This window comes from Sphingobium sp. D43FB, from assembly GCF_002312805.1.
Lineage (GTDB): Bacteria > Pseudomonadota > Alphaproteobacteria > Sphingomonadales > Sphingomonadaceae > Sphingobium.
Genome location: NZ_NMUA01000006.1, coordinates 128,880 through 147,956 on the forward strand (window position 1 = coordinate 128,880; position 19,077 = coordinate 147,956).

23 protein-coding genes and 1 pseudogene are annotated in these 19,077 nt (G+C 62.7%); 18 read left to right on the top strand and 6 right to left on the bottom strand.

All coding sequences use genetic code 11. The features are described 5' to 3' along the window. Nucleotide 1 precedes the first annotated feature (1 nt). From rplR to SxD43FB_RS07590, 7 genes are all read left to right on the top strand, one after another. Nucleotides 2-355, top strand: coding sequence for a 50S ribosomal protein L18 (gene rplR, locus SxD43FB_RS07560; RefSeq protein WP_037472385.1), 354 nt, complete (start codon nucleotides 2-4; stop codon nucleotides 353-355). A gap of 2 nt (nucleotides 356-357) precedes the next feature. Then, nucleotides 358-1,098 (top strand): 30S ribosomal protein S5, encoded by a 741-nt coding sequence (gene rpsE / locus SxD43FB_RS07565; RefSeq protein ID WP_069065533.1) that lies wholly within the window; start codon nucleotides 358-360, stop codon nucleotides 1,096-1,098. A 5-nt stretch (nucleotides 1,099-1,103) separates the two neighbouring features. Continuing rightward, nucleotides 1,104-1,283 carry a 50S ribosomal protein L30 gene (rpmD, locus tag SxD43FB_RS07570; protein ID WP_037472383.1) on the top strand — a complete coding sequence of 60 codons (180 nt, stop codon included), beginning with the start codon at nucleotides 1,104-1,106 and terminating at the stop codon, nucleotides 1,281-1,283. A 134-nt stretch (nucleotides 1,284-1,417) separates the two neighbouring features. Beyond that, nucleotides 1,418-1,951 carry a 50S ribosomal protein L15 gene (rplO, locus tag SxD43FB_RS07575; protein ID WP_037472382.1) on the top strand — a complete coding sequence of 178 codons (534 nt, stop codon included), beginning with the start codon at nucleotides 1,418-1,420 and terminating at the stop codon, nucleotides 1,949-1,951. Nucleotides 1,952-2,145: 194 nt separating this feature from the next. After that, complete coding sequence (secY, locus tag SxD43FB_RS07580) at nucleotides 2,146-3,495, top strand: preprotein translocase subunit SecY (protein WP_037472381.1); 1,350 nt, start codon at nucleotides 2,146-2,148, stop codon at nucleotides 3,493-3,495. A 44-nt stretch (nucleotides 3,496-3,539) separates the two neighbouring features. Beyond that, nucleotides 3,540-4,196 (top strand): adenylate kinase, encoded by a 657-nt coding sequence (locus tag SxD43FB_RS07585; RefSeq protein WP_096061692.1) that lies wholly within the window; start codon nucleotides 3,540-3,542, stop codon nucleotides 4,194-4,196. 241 nt (nucleotides 4,197-4,437) lie between these two features. Continuing rightward, nucleotides 4,438-5,322 carry an acyltransferase gene (locus tag SxD43FB_RS07590; protein ID WP_096061639.1) on the top strand — a complete coding sequence of 295 codons (885 nt, stop codon included), beginning with the start codon at nucleotides 4,438-4,440 and terminating at the stop codon, nucleotides 5,320-5,322. Here the strand turns inward: SxD43FB_RS07590 and SxD43FB_RS07595 are convergent. Next, nucleotides 5,323-6,386, bottom strand: a protein-coding gene (locus SxD43FB_RS07595; protein ID WP_096061640.1) for an IS630 family transposase whose coding sequence is annotated in 2 segments (ribosomal slippage) — nucleotides 5,323-5,892 and nucleotides 5,895-6,386 — 1,062 coding nt in all. Because the reading frame shifts where the segments join, the coding sequence is not laid out codon by codon here. It lies immediately after the preceding gene. Nucleotides 6,387-6,464: 78 nt separating this feature from the next. On the opposite strand from SxD43FB_RS07595, the pseudogene SxD43FB_RS25850 reads away from it, so the two are divergent. Further along, nucleotides 6,465-6,629: pseudogene (locus tag SxD43FB_RS25850) on the top strand (acyltransferase); the annotation flags it as partial. A 52-nt stretch (nucleotides 6,630-6,681) separates the two neighbouring features. Here the strand turns inward: SxD43FB_RS25850 and SxD43FB_RS07600 are convergent. Beyond that, nucleotides 6,682-7,452, bottom strand: a complete 771-nt coding sequence (locus tag SxD43FB_RS07600) for a CsgG/HfaB family protein (RefSeq protein WP_069065532.1) — start codon at nucleotides 7,450-7,452, stop codon at nucleotides 6,682-6,684. A 185-nt stretch (nucleotides 7,453-7,637) separates the two neighbouring features. Here SxD43FB_RS07600 and lepA point away from each other — a divergent pair, with 185 nt between their 5' ends. The 3 genes from lepA to SxD43FB_RS07615 are packed head-to-tail and all read left to right on the top strand — an operon-like array spanning nucleotide 7,638 to nucleotide 10,281. After that, complete coding sequence (gene lepA / locus SxD43FB_RS07605) at nucleotides 7,638-9,446, top strand: translation elongation factor 4 (RefSeq protein WP_069065531.1); 1,809 nt, start codon at nucleotides 7,638-7,640, stop codon at nucleotides 9,444-9,446. Beyond that, the gene (locus SxD43FB_RS07610; RefSeq protein ID WP_096061641.1) at nucleotides 9,443-9,751 is read left to right on the top strand and encodes an alkylphosphonate utilization protein; all 309 of its coding nucleotides are present in this window, start codon (nucleotides 9,443-9,445) and stop codon (nucleotides 9,749-9,751) included. Before lepA ends, SxD43FB_RS07610 begins: the two co-directional genes overlap by 4 nt. Next, nucleotides 9,748-10,281, top strand: coding sequence for a hypothetical protein (locus SxD43FB_RS07615; protein ID WP_255245630.1), 534 nt, complete (start codon nucleotides 9,748-9,750; stop codon nucleotides 10,279-10,281). The genes SxD43FB_RS07610 and SxD43FB_RS07615 overlap by 4 nt, the downstream gene beginning before the upstream one ends. Here the strand turns inward: SxD43FB_RS07615 and SxD43FB_RS07620 are convergent. Both SxD43FB_RS07620 and SxD43FB_RS07625 read right to left on the bottom strand, forming a co-directional pair. Further along, the gene (locus tag SxD43FB_RS07620; protein WP_096061694.1) at nucleotides 10,246-10,962 is read right to left on the bottom strand and encodes an EAL domain-containing protein; all 717 of its coding nucleotides are present in this window, start codon (nucleotides 10,960-10,962) and stop codon (nucleotides 10,246-10,248) included. The genes SxD43FB_RS07615 and SxD43FB_RS07620 overlap by 36 nt on opposite strands. 176 nt (nucleotides 10,963-11,138) lie before the next feature. After that, nucleotides 11,139-11,687, bottom strand: coding sequence for a nuclease (locus tag SxD43FB_RS07625; RefSeq protein WP_096061642.1), 549 nt, complete (start codon nucleotides 11,685-11,687; stop codon nucleotides 11,139-11,141). 131 nt (nucleotides 11,688-11,818) lie between these two features. Between SxD43FB_RS07625 and SxD43FB_RS07630 the strand changes: the two genes are divergently transcribed. The 4 genes from SxD43FB_RS07630 (at nucleotide 11,819) to SxD43FB_RS07645 (ending at nucleotide 14,805) form a co-directional block, all read left to right on the top strand. Further along, on the top strand, nucleotides 11,819-12,205 hold the full coding sequence (locus SxD43FB_RS07630) for a PH domain-containing protein (protein WP_069065527.1): 387 nt from the start codon (nucleotides 11,819-11,821) through the stop codon (nucleotides 12,203-12,205). A 172-nt stretch (nucleotides 12,206-12,377) separates the two neighbouring features. Continuing rightward, nucleotides 12,378-13,061: a hypothetical protein gene (locus SxD43FB_RS07635; protein ID WP_171899289.1), complete on the top strand. Its 684-nt coding sequence runs from the start codon at nucleotides 12,378-12,380 to the stop codon at nucleotides 13,059-13,061. 44 nt (nucleotides 13,062-13,105) lie between these two features. Continuing rightward, nucleotides 13,106-14,257, top strand: a complete 1,152-nt coding sequence (locus SxD43FB_RS07640) for a cupin domain-containing protein (RefSeq protein ID WP_096061696.1) — start codon at nucleotides 13,106-13,108, stop codon at nucleotides 14,255-14,257. A gap of 5 nt (nucleotides 14,258-14,262) precedes the next feature. Beyond that, a complete protein-coding gene (locus SxD43FB_RS07645) occupies nucleotides 14,263-14,805 on the top strand; it encodes a pseudouridine synthase (protein ID WP_096061695.1) in 543 nt (180 codons plus the stop codon). An 18-nt stretch (nucleotides 14,806-14,823) separates the two neighbouring features. Here SxD43FB_RS07645 and SxD43FB_RS07650 read toward each other — a convergent pair whose 3' ends face one another. Together SxD43FB_RS07650 and rnd are read right to left on the bottom strand one after the other, a co-directional pair. Next, nucleotides 14,824-15,102, bottom strand: a complete 279-nt coding sequence (locus SxD43FB_RS07650) for an I78 family peptidase inhibitor (RefSeq protein WP_096061643.1) — start codon at nucleotides 15,100-15,102, stop codon at nucleotides 14,824-14,826. A gap of 115 nt (nucleotides 15,103-15,217) precedes the next feature. Further along, nucleotides 15,218-16,384, bottom strand: coding sequence for a ribonuclease D (gene rnd, locus SxD43FB_RS07655; protein ID WP_069065523.1), 1,167 nt, complete (start codon nucleotides 16,382-16,384; stop codon nucleotides 15,218-15,220). 129 nt (nucleotides 16,385-16,513) lie between these two features. Between rnd and aspS the strand changes: the two genes are divergently transcribed. From aspS to SxD43FB_RS07670, 3 genes are read left to right on the top strand one after another with little or no spacing between them, the layout of a single operon-like run. Then, entirely contained in the window at nucleotides 16,514-18,298 is a 1,785-nt protein-coding gene (gene aspS / locus SxD43FB_RS07660; RefSeq protein WP_096061644.1) for an aspartate--tRNA ligase, read from the top strand. Between the two features lie 36 nt (nucleotides 18,299-18,334). After that, nucleotides 18,335-18,697 carry a hypothetical protein gene (locus tag SxD43FB_RS07665; RefSeq protein ID WP_069065521.1) on the top strand — a complete coding sequence of 121 codons (363 nt, stop codon included), beginning with the start codon at nucleotides 18,335-18,337 and terminating at the stop codon, nucleotides 18,695-18,697. Then, nucleotides 18,694-19,077, top strand: a complete 384-nt coding sequence (locus SxD43FB_RS07670) for a type II toxin-antitoxin system VapC family toxin (protein WP_096061645.1) — start codon at nucleotides 18,694-18,696, stop codon at nucleotides 19,075-19,077. Before SxD43FB_RS07665 ends, SxD43FB_RS07670 begins: the two co-directional genes overlap by 4 nt.

Here is a 19,077-nt window from a genome sequence, read left to right on the forward strand (position 1 = left end):
GATGGCAAAGCTTTCCCTCTTCGCGCGGCGTCGTCGCCGTGTTCGCACCGCTCTCAAGGCTGTTTCGGGCACCCGCCCGCGCCTGAGCATTCACCGTTCGGGTCGTCACATCTACGCCCAGATCATCGATGACGCTGCCGGCACGACCGTCGCTGCGGCATCGACCCTGGACAAGGACGTGCGCGGCAAGACCGGCGCTACCTCGCAAGCCGCTGCCGATGTCGGCAAGCGCGTCGCCGCTGCGGCGACCGCTGCCGGTGTCACCCGCGTCGTGTTCGACCGTGGTGGCTTCCTGTTCCATGGCCGCGTGAAAGCGCTGGCCGATGCCGCCCGTGAGGGCGGGCTGGAGTTCTGATCATGGCTGACGAAAACACCACCGGCGAAGGCAATCAGCCCGCAGCCGTCCTGGCTCCTGAAGCGACGCCTCAGGAAGTCACCGAAAATCGTGGTCCCGGCCGTGGTCGTGGCAATCGTGGCGGCGGCGACCGCAACCGCAGCGATCGCGGCGGCGGCCGTGGTCGTCGTGACGATCGTCGCGGCGGTAACCGTGACGAAGATCAGGGCGAAGAACTGATCGAGAAGCTGGTCCACATCAACCGCGTCAGCAAGACGGTCAAGGGCGGCAAGCGCTTCGGCTTTGCGGCGCTGGTCGTTGTCGGCGACGGCAAGGGCCGGGCCGGTTTCGGTCATGGCAAGGCGCGCGAAGTGCCCGAAGCCATCAGCAAGGCGACTGCCGCTGCCAAGAAGGCAATGGTTCGCGTTCCGCTGAAGGAAGGCCGCACGCTGCATCATGATGGCCTTGGCCATTTCGGTGCGGGCAAGGTGACGCTGCGTTCGGCCCCGGCCGGTACGGGTATCATCGCCGGTGGTCCGATGCGCGCCGTGTTCGAAAGCCTCGGCGTTGCAGACGTCGTGACCAAGTCGAACGGCACGTCGAACCCTTATAACATGATCCGGGCGACCTTCGCGGCGCTGGGCGAACAGACGAGCCCCAAGTCGGTGGCGCAGCGTCGCGGCAAGAAGGTCGCCGACCTTCTGCATCGCGGTGGAGCCTCGGTCGAGGTCGCGCAGGCTGACGCCGAAGCGATTGTGGAGTAAGCGACATGGCAACAATCAAGATCAAGCAGATCGGTTCGCCGATCCGTCGCCCCGCCGACCAGAAGAAGATTCTAATCGGTTTGGGCCTTGGCAAGATGCATCGCGTGGTGGAACTGGAAGACACGGCGGAAGTCCGCGGTGCCATCAAGAAGCTGCCCCATATGGTGCAAGTGGTCGAGGGCTAAGCCCTTCGATCCGATGAAATGATGCGGGAGAGGGGGAAACCCCTCTTTCGTTTTTTTGACGGTCGGGCTATCGACCCGGCCTCTTCAGGTTCCCACTGGGGACAGCGCGAACAAAGCGAAAGCGAGTGCACGATATGAAACTCAATGACATCCGTGATAATGATGGCGCCCGCAAGGGCCGTATGCGCGTCGGACGCGGCATCGGTTCGGGCAAGGGCAAGACCGCTGGCCGCGGCCAGAAGGGTGCCAAGGCGCGTTCGGGCGTTGCCATCAACGGCTTCGAAGGCGGCCAGATGCCGCTTCACATGCGCATCCCTAAGCGCGGCTTCAACAACATCTTCGCCAGCGATTTCGCGATCGTGAACCTGGGTGCGGTGCAGAAGGCGATCGACGCCGGCAAGCTGGACGCCAATGCGACCATCGACCATGCCGCGCTCAAGGCTGCCGCTCTTGCCCGTGGTGGCAAGGATGGCGTCCGTCTGCTCGCCAAGGGCGAACTGACCGCTAAGGTCAGCTTCCTGGTCTCCGGCGCGTCGAAGGGTGCCTTGGAAGCCGTCGAAAAGGCCGGTGGCAAGGTCGAAGTGATCGAAGTCGTCGCGGCCGCCGACAAGGCGAAGGCCAAGAAGGGCACGGCGCTGGCCGCTGCCAAGGCTGCCCGGAAGGCGTAAGCCGCAGTCTCAGACTTGCAAGCACGGCCCCGCTGCCCGATATGGGTTGGCGGGGTCATGCGTATCGGGGGACTGTCTTTGCCACTTGGTATGGCAACTCCCCGTTCGACACGTTGAACCCGTCCCGCTAAGGGATGAGCGATTCCGCACCGGGGCTTGATGCCTCGGCAAGAGTGATTTGAAGGGCAGCCACCATGGCATCGAGAGCCGACCAGCTCGCATCCAATCTGAGCCTCGCGAAATTCAGCAAGGCCACCGACCTCAAGAAGCGCTTGTGGTTCACGCTCGGCGCATTGATCGTGTTCCGATTCCTCAGCTTCGTGCCGATGCCCGGCATCGATCCGACGGCTTTGGCCGGCGCGGTGCAGAATACGCGCGGCGGCGTTCTCGACATCTTCAACACCTTTTCGGGTGGTGCGTTGGAGCGTGCCAGCCTGATCGCGCTCGGCATCATGCCCTACATCACCGCGTCGATCGTGGTGCAACTGGCCTCCTCGCTCTCGCCAAAGCTGGCGGCGATCAAGAAGGAAGGCGAAAGCGGCCGCAAGCGGCTCAACCAATATACCCGCTACGGCACGGTGTTCCTGGCAGCGGTGCAGGGCTATTTCGCGGCGGTCGGCTATGAGACGCAGGGCGCGGCCGTGGTCGATCCCGGCATGGTATTCCGCGTGTCGGCGGTCGTGTCGCTGATCGGCGGCACCATGTTCCTGATGTGGCTGGGCGAACAGATCACCTCGCGCGGCATCGGCAACGGCGTGTCGCTCATCATCATGGCGGGCATCGTCGCCCAGTTGCCGGTGACGTTGAGCAACCTGTTCAAGTCCGGCAGCGAAGGCACGATCTCTGGCCTGCTCATCTTCCTCGTGATGGTCATGGCGATCGGCCTCATCCTGCTGATCTGCTTCATGGAGCGGGCGCAGCGCCGGGTGCTGATCCAATATCCCAAGCGTCAGACCCGTCAGGGATTGATGCAAGCGGATCGCAGCCATCTGCCGCTCAAGGTCAACACCGCAGGCGTCATTCCGCCGATCTTCGCCTCGTCGCTGCTGCTGATGCCGCTGACCATCTCGCAGTTTGCGGGCCAGACGGTCGCGGGCGAAAGCCGGTGGGGCGATTTCGTCCTGACGCTCAACCAATATCTCTCGCACGGCAGCCCGGTCTATATGGGGCTTTATGGCCTGGGCATCGTCTTCTTCTGCTTCTTCTACACCGCTGTGGTGTTCAACCCGGAAGAGACGGCCGACAATCTCAAGCGCAATGGCGGCTTCATTCCCGGCATCCGTCCGGGCAAGAATACCGAACATTATCTGGATTATGTGCTGACGCGCATCACCGTGATCGGCGCCGCTTATCTGGCGTTCATCTGTCTGGTGCCGGAATTTGCCATCGCCCGGGCGGGAATTCCCTTCTACCTTGGTGGGACTAGCTTGTTGATCGTGGTCAATGTTACGGTCGATACCGTGACCCAGATTCAGAGCCACCTGCTCGCCCATCAATATGGCGATCTGATCAAGAAGGCGAAGCTCAAGGGCCGCCTGCGCTAAACGCGGCCCGGACGCTGGGCGCACAATAGGGGAGAATGCGCGCGATGAACATCATTCTGCTTGGCCCTCCGGGAGCCGGCAAGGGGACGCAGGCCAGTCGCCTGGTCGAGGACCGCGGTATGGTGCAACTGTCCACGGGCGACATGCTGCGCGCGGCCGTCAAGGCGGGCACGCCCGTCGGGCTACAGGCCAAGGCGCTGATGGAATCGGGCGCGTTGGTGCCCGACGATGTCGTGTCCGGCATCATCGGCGAAGCACTGGATGCGCTTGCCGCTGATACCGGCGTCATTTTCGACGGCTATCCGCGCACCGAAGCGCAGGCCCATTCGCTCGATGTCCTGCTCGATGGACGCGGTCGCTCACTCGATCATGTGATCGAACTGGACGTCAATGAGGATGCGCTGGTCGAACGGATCACCGGTCGCTTCACCTGCGCCAATTGCGGCGCTGGCTATCATGATGTCTTCAAGCTGCCCAAGGTCGAGGGCGAATGCGACAAGTGCCAGAGCCACGAGTTCAAGCGCCGCCCCGACGACAATGAGGAAACGGTGCGCACCCGCATGGCCGAATATCGCGCCAAGACCGCACCCATCCTGCCCATCTATGAAGCGCGCGCGATCGTGTCGCGCGTCGACGGCATGGCCGACATGGATGACGTGACCAGCGCCATCGCGGCGATCCTGGACGGCGACGCCGCCTGATATAGCGCGCTACGGAAAAAAATGACCGACAGGGGCGGGTATGGCTTTGGCCATGCCTGCCCCTTTTGGCGTCATGGTGCCGATGACGAGGGGGTGGTGTACCAGCCACCCATGGCCGTTAAGCATATTTGCCTTAACGCAATGCGATGTAGCAAAAGACCAGCAACAAAAATCGGGTTTTCGCAGACCGATTAACCACGATCTTGCCAGATTTATGTCTCCTATGTTGCTATAGCGGGCTGTGGCTGGATCATCCCCCAAACGCGCACGGTTAACGGAACTGGATGCGCTGCGTGGCATAGGCGCGCTGTGCGTGCTGATCTTTCATTATTCCACGCGCTTCCATGAACTTTTTCCCCAGGCGGCGCATGTGCCGTTCAGTTTCCCCGGCGGCAATTATCGGGTGCTGCTGTTCTTCACCATTTCGGGATTTTCGATCTTCTTCACGCTCGATCGGATCGGGTCCGTCGGCGACTTCGTGGTCAATCGCTTCGCCCGGCTCTATCCCGCCTATCTGGTGGCGATGCTGGTGACGCTGTCGATCGAATATCTCGCCCATGCGACGCAGCTTCTGATCGGACCCGGCGCGATCCTCGCCAATTTCACCATGTTGCAGGGCTTTGCCTTCCTGCCCGAAGTGGATGGCGCCTATTGGACGTTGACGGTGGAGATCGCCTTCTACGCCTGCATGATCGGCCTGTGGAAATTCGCGGGTTTGAAGCATCTGGAGCCGCTGCTCCTGCTATGGCTGGGCGTCCGCTGGCTCTACGCCCTGTGGCCCGACATGCCGGAGCGGATCATCATGCTGGTGGTGCTGCGCTATCTGCCCTTCTTCATCATTGGTATGCTGTCCTACCGCGTCTGGGCGGGACGGCGCAGTTGGCGACAGCAGGCACCCTATGCCGCGCTGGCGCTGGCGTCGGTCGCGACGATGGAGACATGGGACGTGACCATCGTCGCCTGCGTCCTGCTCGCGGCCTTTGCGGCGCTGATCGCGGGGCGGCTGCATATATTGCGCATCCGCCCGCTCATCTGGCTCGGCGGGATCAGCTATTCCTTCTACCTCATCCACCAGCATGTCGGTTTCGTCGTCATGCTGGAACTGGCTAATACCAACCTGCATTGATCACGACCCACGTGCCCATTTGCGGCGTCCAATTGTCATGATGCGCCAGGGCTGATCGATCAGCCTGTTCCAGGCTTCGCAGCAAAGGTCGACGATGTTGTCGTGGGACGTGAAGATGCGGTTGGATAGCCAGTTATCGCGCATGAATTGCCAGATATTTTCGACCGGGTTGAGTTCAGGACATTTTGGCGGCAGCGGAACGATGCTGATATTATCGGGTACTTCCAGCTTCCCGGTCATGTGCCATCCGGCCTGATCCATCAGCAGCACGCCGTGGGCACCTGGTTCGATAGCGAGCGATATCTCCGCCAGGTGCAGCGACATGGTCTGGGTATTACAGAAGGGCAGGACCAAGCCAGCGCCCTTGCCAAGCTCAGGGCAGATAGCGCCGAAGATGTAGGCTGATTTGGTCCTCTGATCCTTGGGCGCTGAAGGCCGGGTGCCGCGCCTGGCCCAGCGGCGGGTGATCTTGTTTTTCTGGCCGATACGGGCCTCGTCCTGGAACCATACCTCTATGGGCGTGTCGCGCGGGAGAGCGGCTTTGATCTTTGCCAGCTCGGCTGCAAAGCCCCCTTTTTGAAGTCCTCCATCGCATATTCGTTCTGGGCATGGTGACGTGGGCGTGCCGTCAATTTCACATAGCCCAGCTTTTTCAGCTCTCGCCCTACGGTCGTTTCCGTCAGAGACACGCCAAATTCGTCATGAAGCCACCGCGCCAGGTCGATCAGCCGCCAACGCACAACTCCATGGATCGCTGGTATCGGTCCACTTTCAACGACCTCCGCGAGCGCTTGGCGCTGGGTATCATTCAGCAAGGGCGGCTTGCCTGGGGCCTTGCCGTCAAGGAGACCCGCTGGACCTCGGGCGTTGAACCGCACCACCCAATCCCGCACGATCTGCAGGGTCACTCCGCCGATGCGCGCGGCATCGCTGCGGTTCGCGCCATCATAGATTTCCGCCAAAGCTAGCAGTCGGCGTCCCTGGTTCGCGCTCTTTGTCGTCCGCGCCAGTCGCCTCAAGCCCGCTGCATCAAAGTCGTCTCGCAATCCAATCGCTGCACCCATGACAATGCCCTCCAACCCGAAGACATAGATTCATAGTTTCGCCGCTTTGGGAATCTCAGCATCACGGACGGATGGTATAAGGCAGGCTATAGCCCCTGGATCGGCTTCTTCGCCGCCTTCGCGGTCGCATTGACACTCGGCACGCTGATCAACCGCGTGGTGGAGCGACCGGCGGGAGAAGCGATATTGGGGTGGTGGAAGCGGCGGCGTGCGCTCCAGCCAGCCGCCGTGCAACCGGCATGAAAAAGGCGGCGCTGGCCCATCCAGCGCCGCCCCTTCGACTAACCCGTTCGACTTACTGCGCGACGGGCGCGGCGGCCGCGGCATTTTCCGGCAGGCCGCCCATCTGCGTCACCATCTTGGTATAGGCGTCCAGATAGGCCAGCACGATGACCTGGCCGATGTCGGTATTTTGATAACCGCCACCGCCGACCGCGGCCAGGCCGCCCATCCAGCCGAGGCCACCACCGCCGCCGAAGCTCAGGTCCGATTTGCGGAAATAGCCTTCCGCCATCACTTCTTCTTCGGTCGTGCGCGCATTGACGACGGAGAGCATGACATTGGCCTCGCTCTTCTTGACCGAAATGCCGCCCAGCAAGGCTCCGCCGATGCGGCCGCCCAGCATCCCGCCCAACATGCCGCCCAGCGCGTTGCCGCCGCTATTCTTGTTGGTGGTGACGATATCGGGCTGGATGAAATAATCCGCCGCTTTCACCTGCCCTCGGCCCAGGTTCGACCCAGCCTGCAACTCGCCGGAATCCGCCATGGCGCGTTCCAGATTGCGGCTGGCCATCGACCGGCCGCGATTGACCAGGCCGAAACAGCCTGATTGCTGCACGAACAATTTGATGATCGCTTCGGGGCTGCCCAGGCTCAATTCCCGCCACCACTGATTGTCCGGTTCGACGATCGCCGCCGTGCCGATGCGCTTGGTGCAGCGGGGAATTTCCATCTGTTTCTTGGTTTGGGCCTGGCGGCCGGACGACCCCTTGTCCTTGGCCATGGCTTGCGGGACGACCAGGGCGAGGCAGGCCGTCGCCGCGGTCAGCATTTTCAATAGACGCATTATCAGAACCCCGTTTGTTGCTTGCTTTGAAACTCTGCAGGCGACCCTGATATTTTGCGACTAGCCTATCACAGCCGCCTTGGCCTTCCAAGCATGGGTACGCAGGCGTAACACTCTTTGTCATCCATCACCCCGCCCCTCGTGATCCTACTGACAGCGCGTGCAATCGCTGCTATCGGGCGGCGATGACCGAGCTTTCGCATATCCGTAACTTTTCCATCATCGCCCATATCGACCATGGCAAGTCGACCCTGGCCGACCGTCTCATCCAACGCACCGGCGGCCTGACCGACCGCGAGATGAGCGCGCAAGTCCTTGATAATATGGATATCGAAAAGGAGCGCGGCATCACGATCAAGGCGCAGACGGTGCGCCTGGATTATGTCGCCAAGGATGGCCAGACCTATGAGCTGAACCTGATGGACACGCCGGGGCATGTCGACTTCGCCTATGAAGTCTCGCGCTCGCTGGCCGCATGCGAAGGTGCTTTGCTGGTCGTGGACGCTGCGCAGGGCGTGGAAGCGCAGACGCTGGCCAATGTCTATCAGTCGATCGAGCATGATCATGAGATCGTGCCCGTCCTCAACAAGATCGACCTGCCCGCCGCCGAACCCGAAAAGGTGCGCAAGGAAATCGAGGACGTCATCGGCCTCGATGCCTCCGAAGCGGTGCTGGCGAGCGCCAAGTCGGGCATCGGCATCGACGAAATCCTCGAAGCCATCGTCAAGAAAATCCCGCCGCCCAAGGGCGACCGCAACGCCCCGTTGGAAGCGATGCTGGTCGATAGCTGGTACGACCCTTATCTCGGCGTCGTCATCCTGGTCCGCGTCGTCAATGGCGTGATCAAGAAGGGCCAGGCGATCAAATTCATGATCGGCGGCACCGAACATCTGATCGATCGGGTGGGCTGCATGCGGCCCAAGATCGAACAATTGCCCGAACTGGCGGCGGGCGAGATCGGCTTCATCACCGCGCAGATCAAGGAAATCGCGCAGACCCGCGTCGGCGACACCATCACCACGGTCAAGAATGGCGCCACCAAGCCGCTGCCAGGCTTCAAGGAAGTCCAGCCGGTGGTGTTCTGCGGCCTGTTCCCCGTCGATGCCAACGACTTCGACAAGCTGCGCGACTCGATCAGCAAGCTGCGCCTGAACGATGCCAGCTTCTCCTTCGAGATGGAAAGCAGCGCCGCGCTCGGCTTCGGCTTCCGCTGCGGCTTCTTGGGGCTGCTCCATCTGGAGATCATTCAGGAGCGGCTGACGCGCGAATATGATCTCGACCTCATCACCACCGCGCCGTCGGTGGTGTACAAGATCCAGCTCACCTATGGCGCGGGCGAGATCGAGCTGCACAATCCCGCCGACATGCCCGACCCGACCAAGATCGACGAGATCGAGGAGCCGTGGATCGAGGCGATCATCTATTGCCCCGACGAATATCTCGGCTCGATCCTGAAACTCTGCCAGGACCGGCGTGGCATTCAGAAGAACCTGACCTATGTCGGCGGCCGCGCGCAGGTGACCTATGAACTGCCGCTCAACGAAGTGGTGTTCGACTTCTACGATCGCCTGAAATCGATCAGCCGTGGCTATGCCAGTTTCGACTATCACCAGATCGGCTACCGGACGGGTGATCTGGTCAAGATGAGCATCATGGTCAATGCCGAACCCGTCGATGCGCTCAGCATGATCGTCCATCGCGGCACCGCCGAATCGCGCGGCCGCGGCATGTGCGAACGGCTCAAGGATCTGATCCCCCGCCATTTGTTCAAGATCCCGATCCAGGCGGCGATCGGCGGCAAGGTGATTGCGCGCGAGACCATCGCGGCGATGCGCAAGGACGTCACCGCCAAATGCTATGGCGGCGACATCAGCCGCAAGAAGAAGCTGCTCGACAAGCAGAAGGAAGGCAAGAAGCGCATGCGCGAATATGGCAGCGTCCAGATTCCGCAGGAAGCCTTCATCGCCGCGCTGCGTATGGGGGATGAAAATTGAGCGGGTCCGACGAAGACTATGTGTTCGACGAGGCGTCGGGCGAGTGGGTGCCTGCGTCGCAATTGACCGTGACAGGCGATGCCGCCGACACGGTCGAAGTCCGCGACGCGGTGGGCAATTTGCTGGCCGATGGCGATCAGGTGACGCTGATCAAGGATCTGGTGGTCAAGGGTGCGGGCCAGACGCTCAAGCGCGGCACGCTGATCAAATCGATCCGCCTGACCGGCGACGCCCAGGAAATCGATTGCCGCCATGACGGGATCAAGGGCCTGGTGCTGCGCGCGGAGTTCGTGAAGAAGCGATGAGCGGCGCGCCTGTCCGTCCCGCCTCGCTGGCGCAGATGGTGCCGATCGCAGGGCAGGTGGCACGGATCGAACGGGCGGCGGCGTTTCTCGCCAATGGCATGTCGCTCGGCCGTTGCCCGGATGCGGCCGATGACCGACGCCGCGCCATGCCCGCCAAGATGATCGGCAATGGCCTGCGCGAACTCGACTTGTTTCTGACCGACCTGATCGCCGAAGCGCGACGGATCGACCGGCTGGGGGCGGGGGCAGGGGATGATCCCGGCGTGCGGCCGAGCAGTCGCCTTTCCAGCGCAGCCGAGGCATGGCATCGGGCGGGGCCGCAATTGGGACTGAAGGACGAGGGGCGCATGGTGCTGCGCGGCCTGCGCGCGGCGCAAAATCGTCTATGTTTCGGCCGGTTGCGCCGCGCCGACAGCGAAGCGTCGATGCAGCGGGCCTGCGCCGACTATGCGCGGTTGGCGGGCGATGTGCTGGCGGCGGTGCAGGCGCGCCGCTCAGGCGACGGCGGCGTAGCGGTCGCGGCCGGGTAACGTCACGTTCGGTAGGCTTTTGAAGCCCGGCCGGGCCAGCAGATAGCCCTGAATATAGCGCACCCCCATTTTGCACAGGGCGTCATATTCGCCGACCGTCTCGATCCCTTCGGCAATGACGATGATGCCCAGCGATTGGGCGATGCGCAGCACGCCCTCCACGATCATCCGGCGCGGCAGGCTGGTGTCGAGACCCCGGATCAGGTCCATGTCGAGCTTGATATAGTCGGTCTGGAATTTGGCCAGCAGCCCCAGGCCCGCATGGCCCGCCCCGAAATCGTCGATTGCGGTGCCGAACCCCATTTTGCGGTAGGAATCGATGATGGTCCCGACATGGTCGGAATCGACCATCTCCTCATTTTCGGTGAATTCGAAGATCAGGCGCTCGGTCGGAAAGCCGGTCTTCTGCGCGGTCTTCAGGGTCAACTGGATGCAGGCGACGGGCGAATAGACGGCATTGGGCAGGAAATTGATCGACAGCTTCGCGTCAGTATCAAGAATGCCTGCCGCGACAGCGCCCTCGATCGCCGCCACGCGACATTGCTGGTCGAACGCATAGCGATTCTCCGGCGTGACTTCCGCCATGACCTCGCCTGCGCCTTCGCCATTGGGGCCGCGCACCAGTGCTTCGAACGCGAAAGGGCGTCCCGTCTGGATATCGACAATGGGTTGGAAGGCCATTGCGATGTCGAATTGATGGGCATGCGATCGGCAGCCCTGGCATCCTGTCTGCACCAAACGTCCTCCTACAACTGAAGGCGTAACCCGGCAGATGCTAACAGCCTGTAAACCCTGCAACTCGTGCGGCCGCTTTTGCGACGGACCGAGTGGGAAGGGGGATATGGCCTATGTCAGCGTCAGGCCGCGCACCAGTCGATCGGCGCGGCGGACCAGGGACTGGCATGACCCTTGAGGATCATGATCTCGCCCAGCGACACCTCGTCGCGGGTCAGTCTGCGCGCGGCAGGGTCGGCGTCGGTGGGGTCTGGCTTAGCGTCGAATCGGCCGCCGTTGAGAAGGGCGAGCAGGGCCATCCGGCCCCGCTGCGCTTTTTCCGCTTCTTCCGGGCAACGGGCACCATCTTCGGCGGGCACGCGGATGTCGGACAGGCGATAGCGGCGGCCTTCATAGGCGTAGCTGTTGGCGGTCAGCACGCAGGCCTCGCCGTTCGGGTCGTCGCAGGCGGTAAAGGACGCGCTGATGCTGGTCGGCGTGTCGCCTGCTGCGCCCTTGCCGCCTCCCGGCAAAGCGTCCTTGAGCAGAAAAACGGCAAGCCCGGCGATGGCGAACGCGACGAGCAGCAGTCGCACCGGCACGATCCGGGCGGGCCGCTCCTGCTTCTCATGCAGCCAGCGGTGGTCCCTGTCCGGGCTGCGATCCTCGATATCGTACAGATTGCGTGCCATGGCCGCTCCTACCTTCCGACATCCTCTAACAGGATGCGGACGAATATTTGGTTAACCAAAGCATTTGCGCGGCGCTTGACGGCGCGGGGACGGCATGGTCAAACCGCGCCGGTTCACACGCAGGAGGCGGCATGAGCGACACCTGGCTGTATGACGAAAACCCCGCCATGTTCCGGGCCCACCCGCTGCTGTTCACGCTGCTGCTGCTATCGGTGGTTGGCATCCTGGTGATCGCTGTCTGGTGGGTCATGCACAAGGGCGAGCGGCTGGCCTTGTCGGAGCGTGAAGTGCTGCTGGAACGCGGACTGCTGTCCAAGCAGCGGACCGAAGTGGCGCTGGGCAGCATCCGCAGCGTGCGGATCACCCAAAGCCTTGGCCAACGCCTCTTCGACGTCGGCCATGTCGAAATGTTCAGTGCCGGTGACGTAGCGGAAATCGCGATCAAGAACATGCCGCGCCCCGGCCGTATCCGGGCGCTGGCGGCCGCCCGCAACCTCGACCTTTTGCCGCAACGCTAGGGCATATTGCACGCCGCGCTTGACTTGCGCGCAAATATTCCAACGATAGCAACCACAAGGGAGCCGCATCAGAGCATCCCCGCAGGCAGGATGGACGCCAGAAAGGACCGCCGGTCGCATCATGCGGCACGGCGCTCATAAAGGGGTGCTCTGCATGGTAGGCCTGCGCGTGATGCCTTCATTGCCGGATTTGACCGCCGAGCAGCGCGCGGACATCCGCCAGGCGTGCGGATTTGCCTGCGTGCGCTGCGGCGTCACCCTCTATCGCTATCTGGGATTGCCCGACGGGCCGGGTGCCACGCTGCTATGCCCGACCTGCCACGGGCTTGTCGAGGAAGGGCGGCTGACCCCGACCCAGGTCCATAGTTTCCACGCCAATCCCGTGGTGCGCCAGCGGCATTTCGCACGCGACCGGCTGCCCTTTTCCTCTGAACTACCCCACCTGATCGTCGGCGGATCGCGGGTGCTGCGCGATACCCCGATTCCGATCACGCTGGAGGGCGAACCGATCCTGATCTTCGCCCCGCCGCGCCGGATCAATGGTGCGACTCGGATCAGCGTGCGTCTGGGCGGGCCGGACGGCGAGCCGGTGCAGGTGATCGACGGCAATGAATGGCTGCCGACCGATGGAAGCTGGCACTTTTTACTGCGCGGCGATCGCTATTCGATGATGGCGGCGCGGGGCGATGGGCTGGCCGTGCTGCGCATCGTGACCCGCAACCGGATCGCGGTCGAGCATCTGCGCACGACGATCAAGGGACGGCGGCTGGAAGTGACGCCCGACTGGCTGGAAATTGACGGCAAACGCTATATCGATCGGATCGGCAGCGGCACGCTCATCGGGCTGGAACTGTAAGCCGCGCTTTTGACAGCGAGGGCGGATGGGGCCAAGGCCGCATGATGCAATTTACCCATTTCGATATCAACCTGTTCCTGCGCGACCATTGGCAGAAGGCACCCTTGCTGATCCGCAATCCATGGAAGGCGTGGCGCAACCCGCTGGAGCCGGACGAACTGGCGGGCCTGGCCTGCGAGGAGGGCGTCGAATCGCGCCTCGTCATGGCGGCGGGCGACCGGCTGGCGATGGAGAGCGGGCCACTGCCCGAAACCCGCTTCGGCGATCTGGGGCGTGACCGCTGGACCTTGCTGGTGCAGGCGGTGGATCAGCATGTGCCCGACGTCGCGGCGCTGATCGACCCCTTCCGCTTCGTGCCCGACTGGCGGATCGACGATGTGATGGTCAGCTATGCCAGCGATGGCGGCGGCGTGGGCGCGCATTTCGATCAATATGACGTGTTTCTGGTGCAGGGCCTGGGCCGCAGGCGCTGGCGCGTCGGACCGCGCTGCGACAGCGCGACGCCACTCTTGCCGCATGACGACCTGCGCCTGATCGCCGACTTCGAGGCGACCGACGAATGGGTGCTGGAGCCGGGCGATATCCTCTATGTCCCACCCTGCTTCGCGCATGATGGCGTCGCGGTGGGCGATGACTGCATGACCTATTCGATCGGCTTCCGCGCGCCATCCCGCGCCGAACTGGTCGAACATTGGAGCGAACATCTGGTCGATGCCTTGCCCGACGAGGATCGCTATGCCGACCCGGATCTGATGCGGCAGGACCATCCCGGCGAAATCGCCGCCTCGGCGATCGACCGGCTGCACGGGCTGGTGCTGGAAGCCCTGAGCGATCGGGCGACCTTCGCCCGCTGGTTCGGCGCCTATAGCAGCCAGCCCAAATATGCCGACACCGATTGGCAGCCCGAAGAACCCGCTGACGTCAACATGGCCCGCGCACTGATCGCGGCGCAGGTGCCGCTGTGCCGCAATCCCGCGAGCCGCTTCGCTTTCATGGCGCAGGCGGACGATGCCGTGACCCTGTTCGTGGACGGGCAGAGCTTCGATTGCGTCGGGGATGGCGCGCTACTGGCGCGCGCCTTGTGCGGGCGCGGCGACCTGATGGTCGATCCCGCGCTGGCCGGGTCCGACACGGCGTTGACGCTGATCGCGGCGCTGATCGATCAAGGCAGCGTTGCCTTTGACGAGGGGGAATGACGACGATGACGCTGATCCTGTTCAACAAACCCTTCAATGTCCTGTGCCAATTCACCCCGGAGCCGAACGGCCCGGAGCGGCCGACGCTCAAAGATTATATCGACGTGCCGGGCGTCTATTCCGCCGGTCGGCTGGACACCGACAGCGAAGGGCTGTTGCTGCTGACAGACGACGGGCGGTTGCAGGCACGGATCGCCGACCCGCGCTTCAAAATGCCCAAAACCTATCTGGCGCAGGTGGAGGGTGAGCCGGACGAAGCGGCGCTCGATACGCTGCGGCGCGGGGTGACGCTCAAGGACGGGCGGACCTTGCCCGCCGAGGTTGAGCGGATCGCCGACCCGGCGCTGTGGCCGCGCGATCCGCCGGTACGGTTCCGCAAGACCGTCACCGATTGCTGGATCAGCCTGACCATCCGCGAGGGCAAGAACCGCCAGGTGCGCCGTATGACTGCGGCGGTGGGGCATCCCACGCTACGCCTGGTGCGCTGGCGGATCGGGAACTGGACGCTCGATGGCGTGGAGCCGGGGACGTGGCGCGACGCGGGCTGAGGCCAGCCCGCAAAGCCATCACCCGCAACGCGCCGAGGTGATCAGCATCGCCTCGTCATAGCTGACCGTCAGCCGATCCGGACGGAAGTCCATCGTCATCGCCATGCCGGGGCCGCCCCAACGCAACGTCTTGGCACCGGACGCCTGGAGGAGGGCGGTGCCGGTTTCGGCGCTGGCCTTCTGGCCCGTAAAGCGGGCGAGACTGTCGTGGTTGCAGGAGCCATCGGCCGTGACGGGTGGGGTGGTAGCGCAAGCGGCGAGGGCAAGCGCGGCGGTCAGCGGCGTGATGTGGCGCATGATGTTTCTCTCCTTACCCAATTTCCATTCCCCGTTCGGGCTGAGCCTGTCGAAGCCCCGTACTTCTTTCTAAAAAGGACAGCCCTTCGACAAGCTCAGGGCGAACGGCCGTTATTTACTCCGTCCGCGTCATCTTCAAACGCCCGCCCTTGACCGCAAAAGCCAGCCGCCCCTCGACCAGATCCACCGCATCGCGGCCAAATTGCTCGTAGCGCCAGCCTTCCAGAATCGACAGGCCATCGCGCACGCCAGCCGCCAGCGCCTCGATATCGTCGGACCGCGCCAGCAGGCGGGAGGCGACGTTGATGTCGCGCGAGCGGATCTTGAGCAGCAGCTTGAGCAGATCGGCGACCAGCGCGCCATCCTTGCCCAGCCCCGGACGGCGCGGTTCGCGGTCGGGCATCTCGTCCTTGCCGAGCGGCTGATGCTTGGCGATCGCACTCATCAGCCGTGCGCCAATGTCATTGGTGCGCCAGGTGGCGGACAGGCCACGCACTTTGCCCAGATCTTCCTGCGTGCGCGGCGGATGGCTGGCGATGTCGGCCAGCGTCTCGTCCTTGACGATGCGACCACGCGGCAGATTCTTGTCCTGCGCCTCAATCTCGCGCCAGGCGGCCAGCGCCTTCAACCGGCCCAGCACATCGGCTTTCTTGCTGGCGATGCGGACGCGCTTCCACGCTTCTTCGGGCAGGTTCTCATAGTTGGACGGGTCGCTGATCCGCTCCATTTCCTGGTCGAGCCAGTCGCCGCGCCCGGTCTTGCGCAATTCTTCCAGCATCTTGGGGAATATCTGGATCAGGTAGGTGACGTCGCCGATCGCATAGTCGATCTGCCGCTTGTCGAGCGGACGGCGCGCCCAGTCGGTAAAGCGTGCACCCTTGTCCAACTGCACGCCCATCCACGCTTCGACCAGATTGCCATAACCGATCTGTTCGCCAAGGCCGAGCGCCATCGCCGCGATCTGCGTATCGAACATCGGGTGCGGCGTCTTGCCAGTCAGATTGTGGACAATCTCGATATCCTGTCCGCCCGCGTGAAAGACCTTCAGCACATCCTCATTCTCGCACATCAGGTCGAGCAGGGGTTTAAGGTCGATGCCCGGCGCCATCGGGTCGATCGCCGCGGCCTCATGCGGGTCGGCGACCTGCACCAGGCAGAGTTCGGGCCAATAGCTGTTTTCGCGCATGAATTCGGTATCGACCGCGATATAGGGGGATTTTGCGATACGGGCACAAAATGCGGCCAGGGTCTTGCTGTCGGTAATCAGCGGATGAATTTGCATATAGTCTTCGATCTTATTATGGGCAGGCCCGCTCCCTGGCGGGCTCGTCGCTAGTCGACGTTCCAGCCCATAACCCGGCTGCAACACTTTGTCATTTCCGTAAAACGAAGCTGAAAGAACCCAAACGCCATGCACGCCTATCGCACCCACACTTGCGGCGCCCTTCGTGAAGCCGATGTCGGCGCGACCGTTCGCCTGTCCGGCTGGGTCCATCGCAAGCGCGACCATGGCGGCGTGTTGTTCATCGACCTGCGCGACCATTATGGCATCAGCCAGGTGGTGGCGAAGGCCGACAGTGCAGCATTGCACGTGCTGGAAGGGCTGCGGCTCGAATCGGTCGTGACGATCAACGGCACGGTCGTCGCGCGCGGTCCCGAAGCGACCAACCCCAAGATGGAAACCGGCGCGATCGAAATCGTCGCCGACAGCGTGACCGTGCTGTCCACCGCCGCCGAACTGCCGCTGCCGGTGGCGGGCGAGCAGGATTATCCCGAAGATATCCGCCTGCGCTACCGCTTCCTCGACCTGCGGCGTGAAACGCTGCACGGCAATATCGTCAAGCGCACGAAGATCATTTCCGACATGCGCCGCCGCATGGAAGATGCAGGCTTCACCGAATATTCGACGCCGATCCTGACCGCGTCCAGCCCCGAAGGCGCGCGCGACTTTTTGGTGCCCAGCCGCATTCATGCGGGCAAATTCTACGCCCTGCCGCAGGCACCGCAGCAATATAAGCAGCTGTTGATGGTCGCGGGCTTCGACCGCTATTTCCAGATCGCCCCCTGCTTCCGCGACGAAGACCCGCGCGCGGATCGGCTGCCCGGCGAATTCTACCAGCTCGATCTCGAAATGAGCTTCGTCACCCAGGAAGAAGTGTGGGACACGATGGAGCCGGTGATCGCCCAGATCTTCGAGAAGTTCGCCGACGGCAAGCCGGTGACGCCCGCAGGCAGCTTCCGCCGTATTCCCCATGCCGAGGCATTGCTGAAATATGGCAGCGACAAGCCGGACCTGCGCAACCCGATCGAAATTACCGATGTGACCGAGCATTTCGTGGGGTCGGGCTTCGGCATCTTCGCCAGCCTAGTCGACAGCGGCAGCGTCATTCGCGCGATCCCGGCGCCGGGCGCTGGTGCTGGCAGCCGCAAATTCTTCGACGAAATGAATAATTGGGCGCGCGGCGAAGGCTATTCGGGCCTTGGCTATATCAACATCAAGGACGGTGTTCCCGGTGGCCCGATCGCCAAAAATCATGGCGAGGAAGCGACCGCGAAGCTGATCGCGGCGCTGGGCCTCGGCGCGAATGACGGCGTGTTCTTTGCCGCTGGCAAGGAATCGCAGGCGGCCAAGCTGGCGGGCCTCGCCCGGACCCGCGTGGGCGAAACGCTGGACTTGATCGACAAGGACCGGTTCGACCTGTGCTGGATCGTGGACTTCCCCTTCTATGAATATGATGAGGACACAAAGTCGGTCGATTTTGCGCACAATCCCTTCTCCATGCCGCAAGGCGGGCTGGACGCGCTCAACAATCAAGACCCGCTGACGATCAACGCCTATCAATATGACATGGTCTGCAACGGCTTCGAAATCGCATCGGGGTCGATCCGCAACCAGTCGCCCGAACTGATGGTCAAGGCGTTCGAGCTGGTCGGTCTGTCGCAGCAGGATGTGGAAGAACGTTTCGGTGGCCTCTATCGCGCCTTCCAATATGGCGCGCCGCCGCATGGTGGCATGGCCGCTGGCGTCGATCGCATCGTGATGCTGCTGTGCGGCGCGCAGAATTTGCGCGAAATCACGCTGTTCCCGATGAACCAGCGCGCCGAAGACCTGCTGATGGGTGCGCCCAGCGCCGCCGAATTCAAGCAGTTGCGCGAACTCCATGTCCGCGTGGTGGAGCCACAGGCCAAGGGCTGATTGCTCCTCCTGTGAAACTGTGATACTGCGTTACCCATGAAGAATGTCACCATCGCTCTGGATGACGAAACCCACCGCAAGGCGCGTATCCGTGCGGCGGAACTCGGCACGTCGCTATCAGCGCTGGTGAAGAACTATCTCGCCAGCCTGGGCGACATGGGCGAATTGCAGGAGGTGCGGGACATGCCGATGGCATATGGGGCGCCGCCAGCGCAGGTCGTTCAGCCGGACGGCCCACCTTGGCTGGTCGATGGCAAATGGGTCTATACACGCGATGGCAAGCCGCGCCAGCCGGGTGCCTTGCGGGGCATGTGGATCGCTGATGATTTCGAGGAATGGCCAGCCGATATATGGGAATCGTTTGAACGTTGGGATCATGATGATCCGACGCCCGAATGAAGCTGCTGCTCGACACGCATGTGGTGCTGTGGTGGCTGCGAGACGATCCTAGGCTGGGGCCTCGCAGTCGCGCAATGATCGCTGGCGGGAACAACGAAATCCTCGTTAGCATAGCGACGCCCTGGGAAGTCGCGATCAAATATCGGATCGGTAAACTCGACGAGTCCAGTATGGCGGTGCTTGATGCCATTGGCAGTACCGGAATGTCGGTGATCGATATTCGCCGACCGCATCTTGAAGCGCTGGAAAAGCTGCCCAAAGGGCACGGCGATCCCTTCGACCATCTCATTCTGGCGCAAGCTGGCGCAGAAGCTGCTACGCTGATGACAGGTGATCGCCAGATGGCGGCTTATGGCATACCCTGCATTGGAATTAGCTAA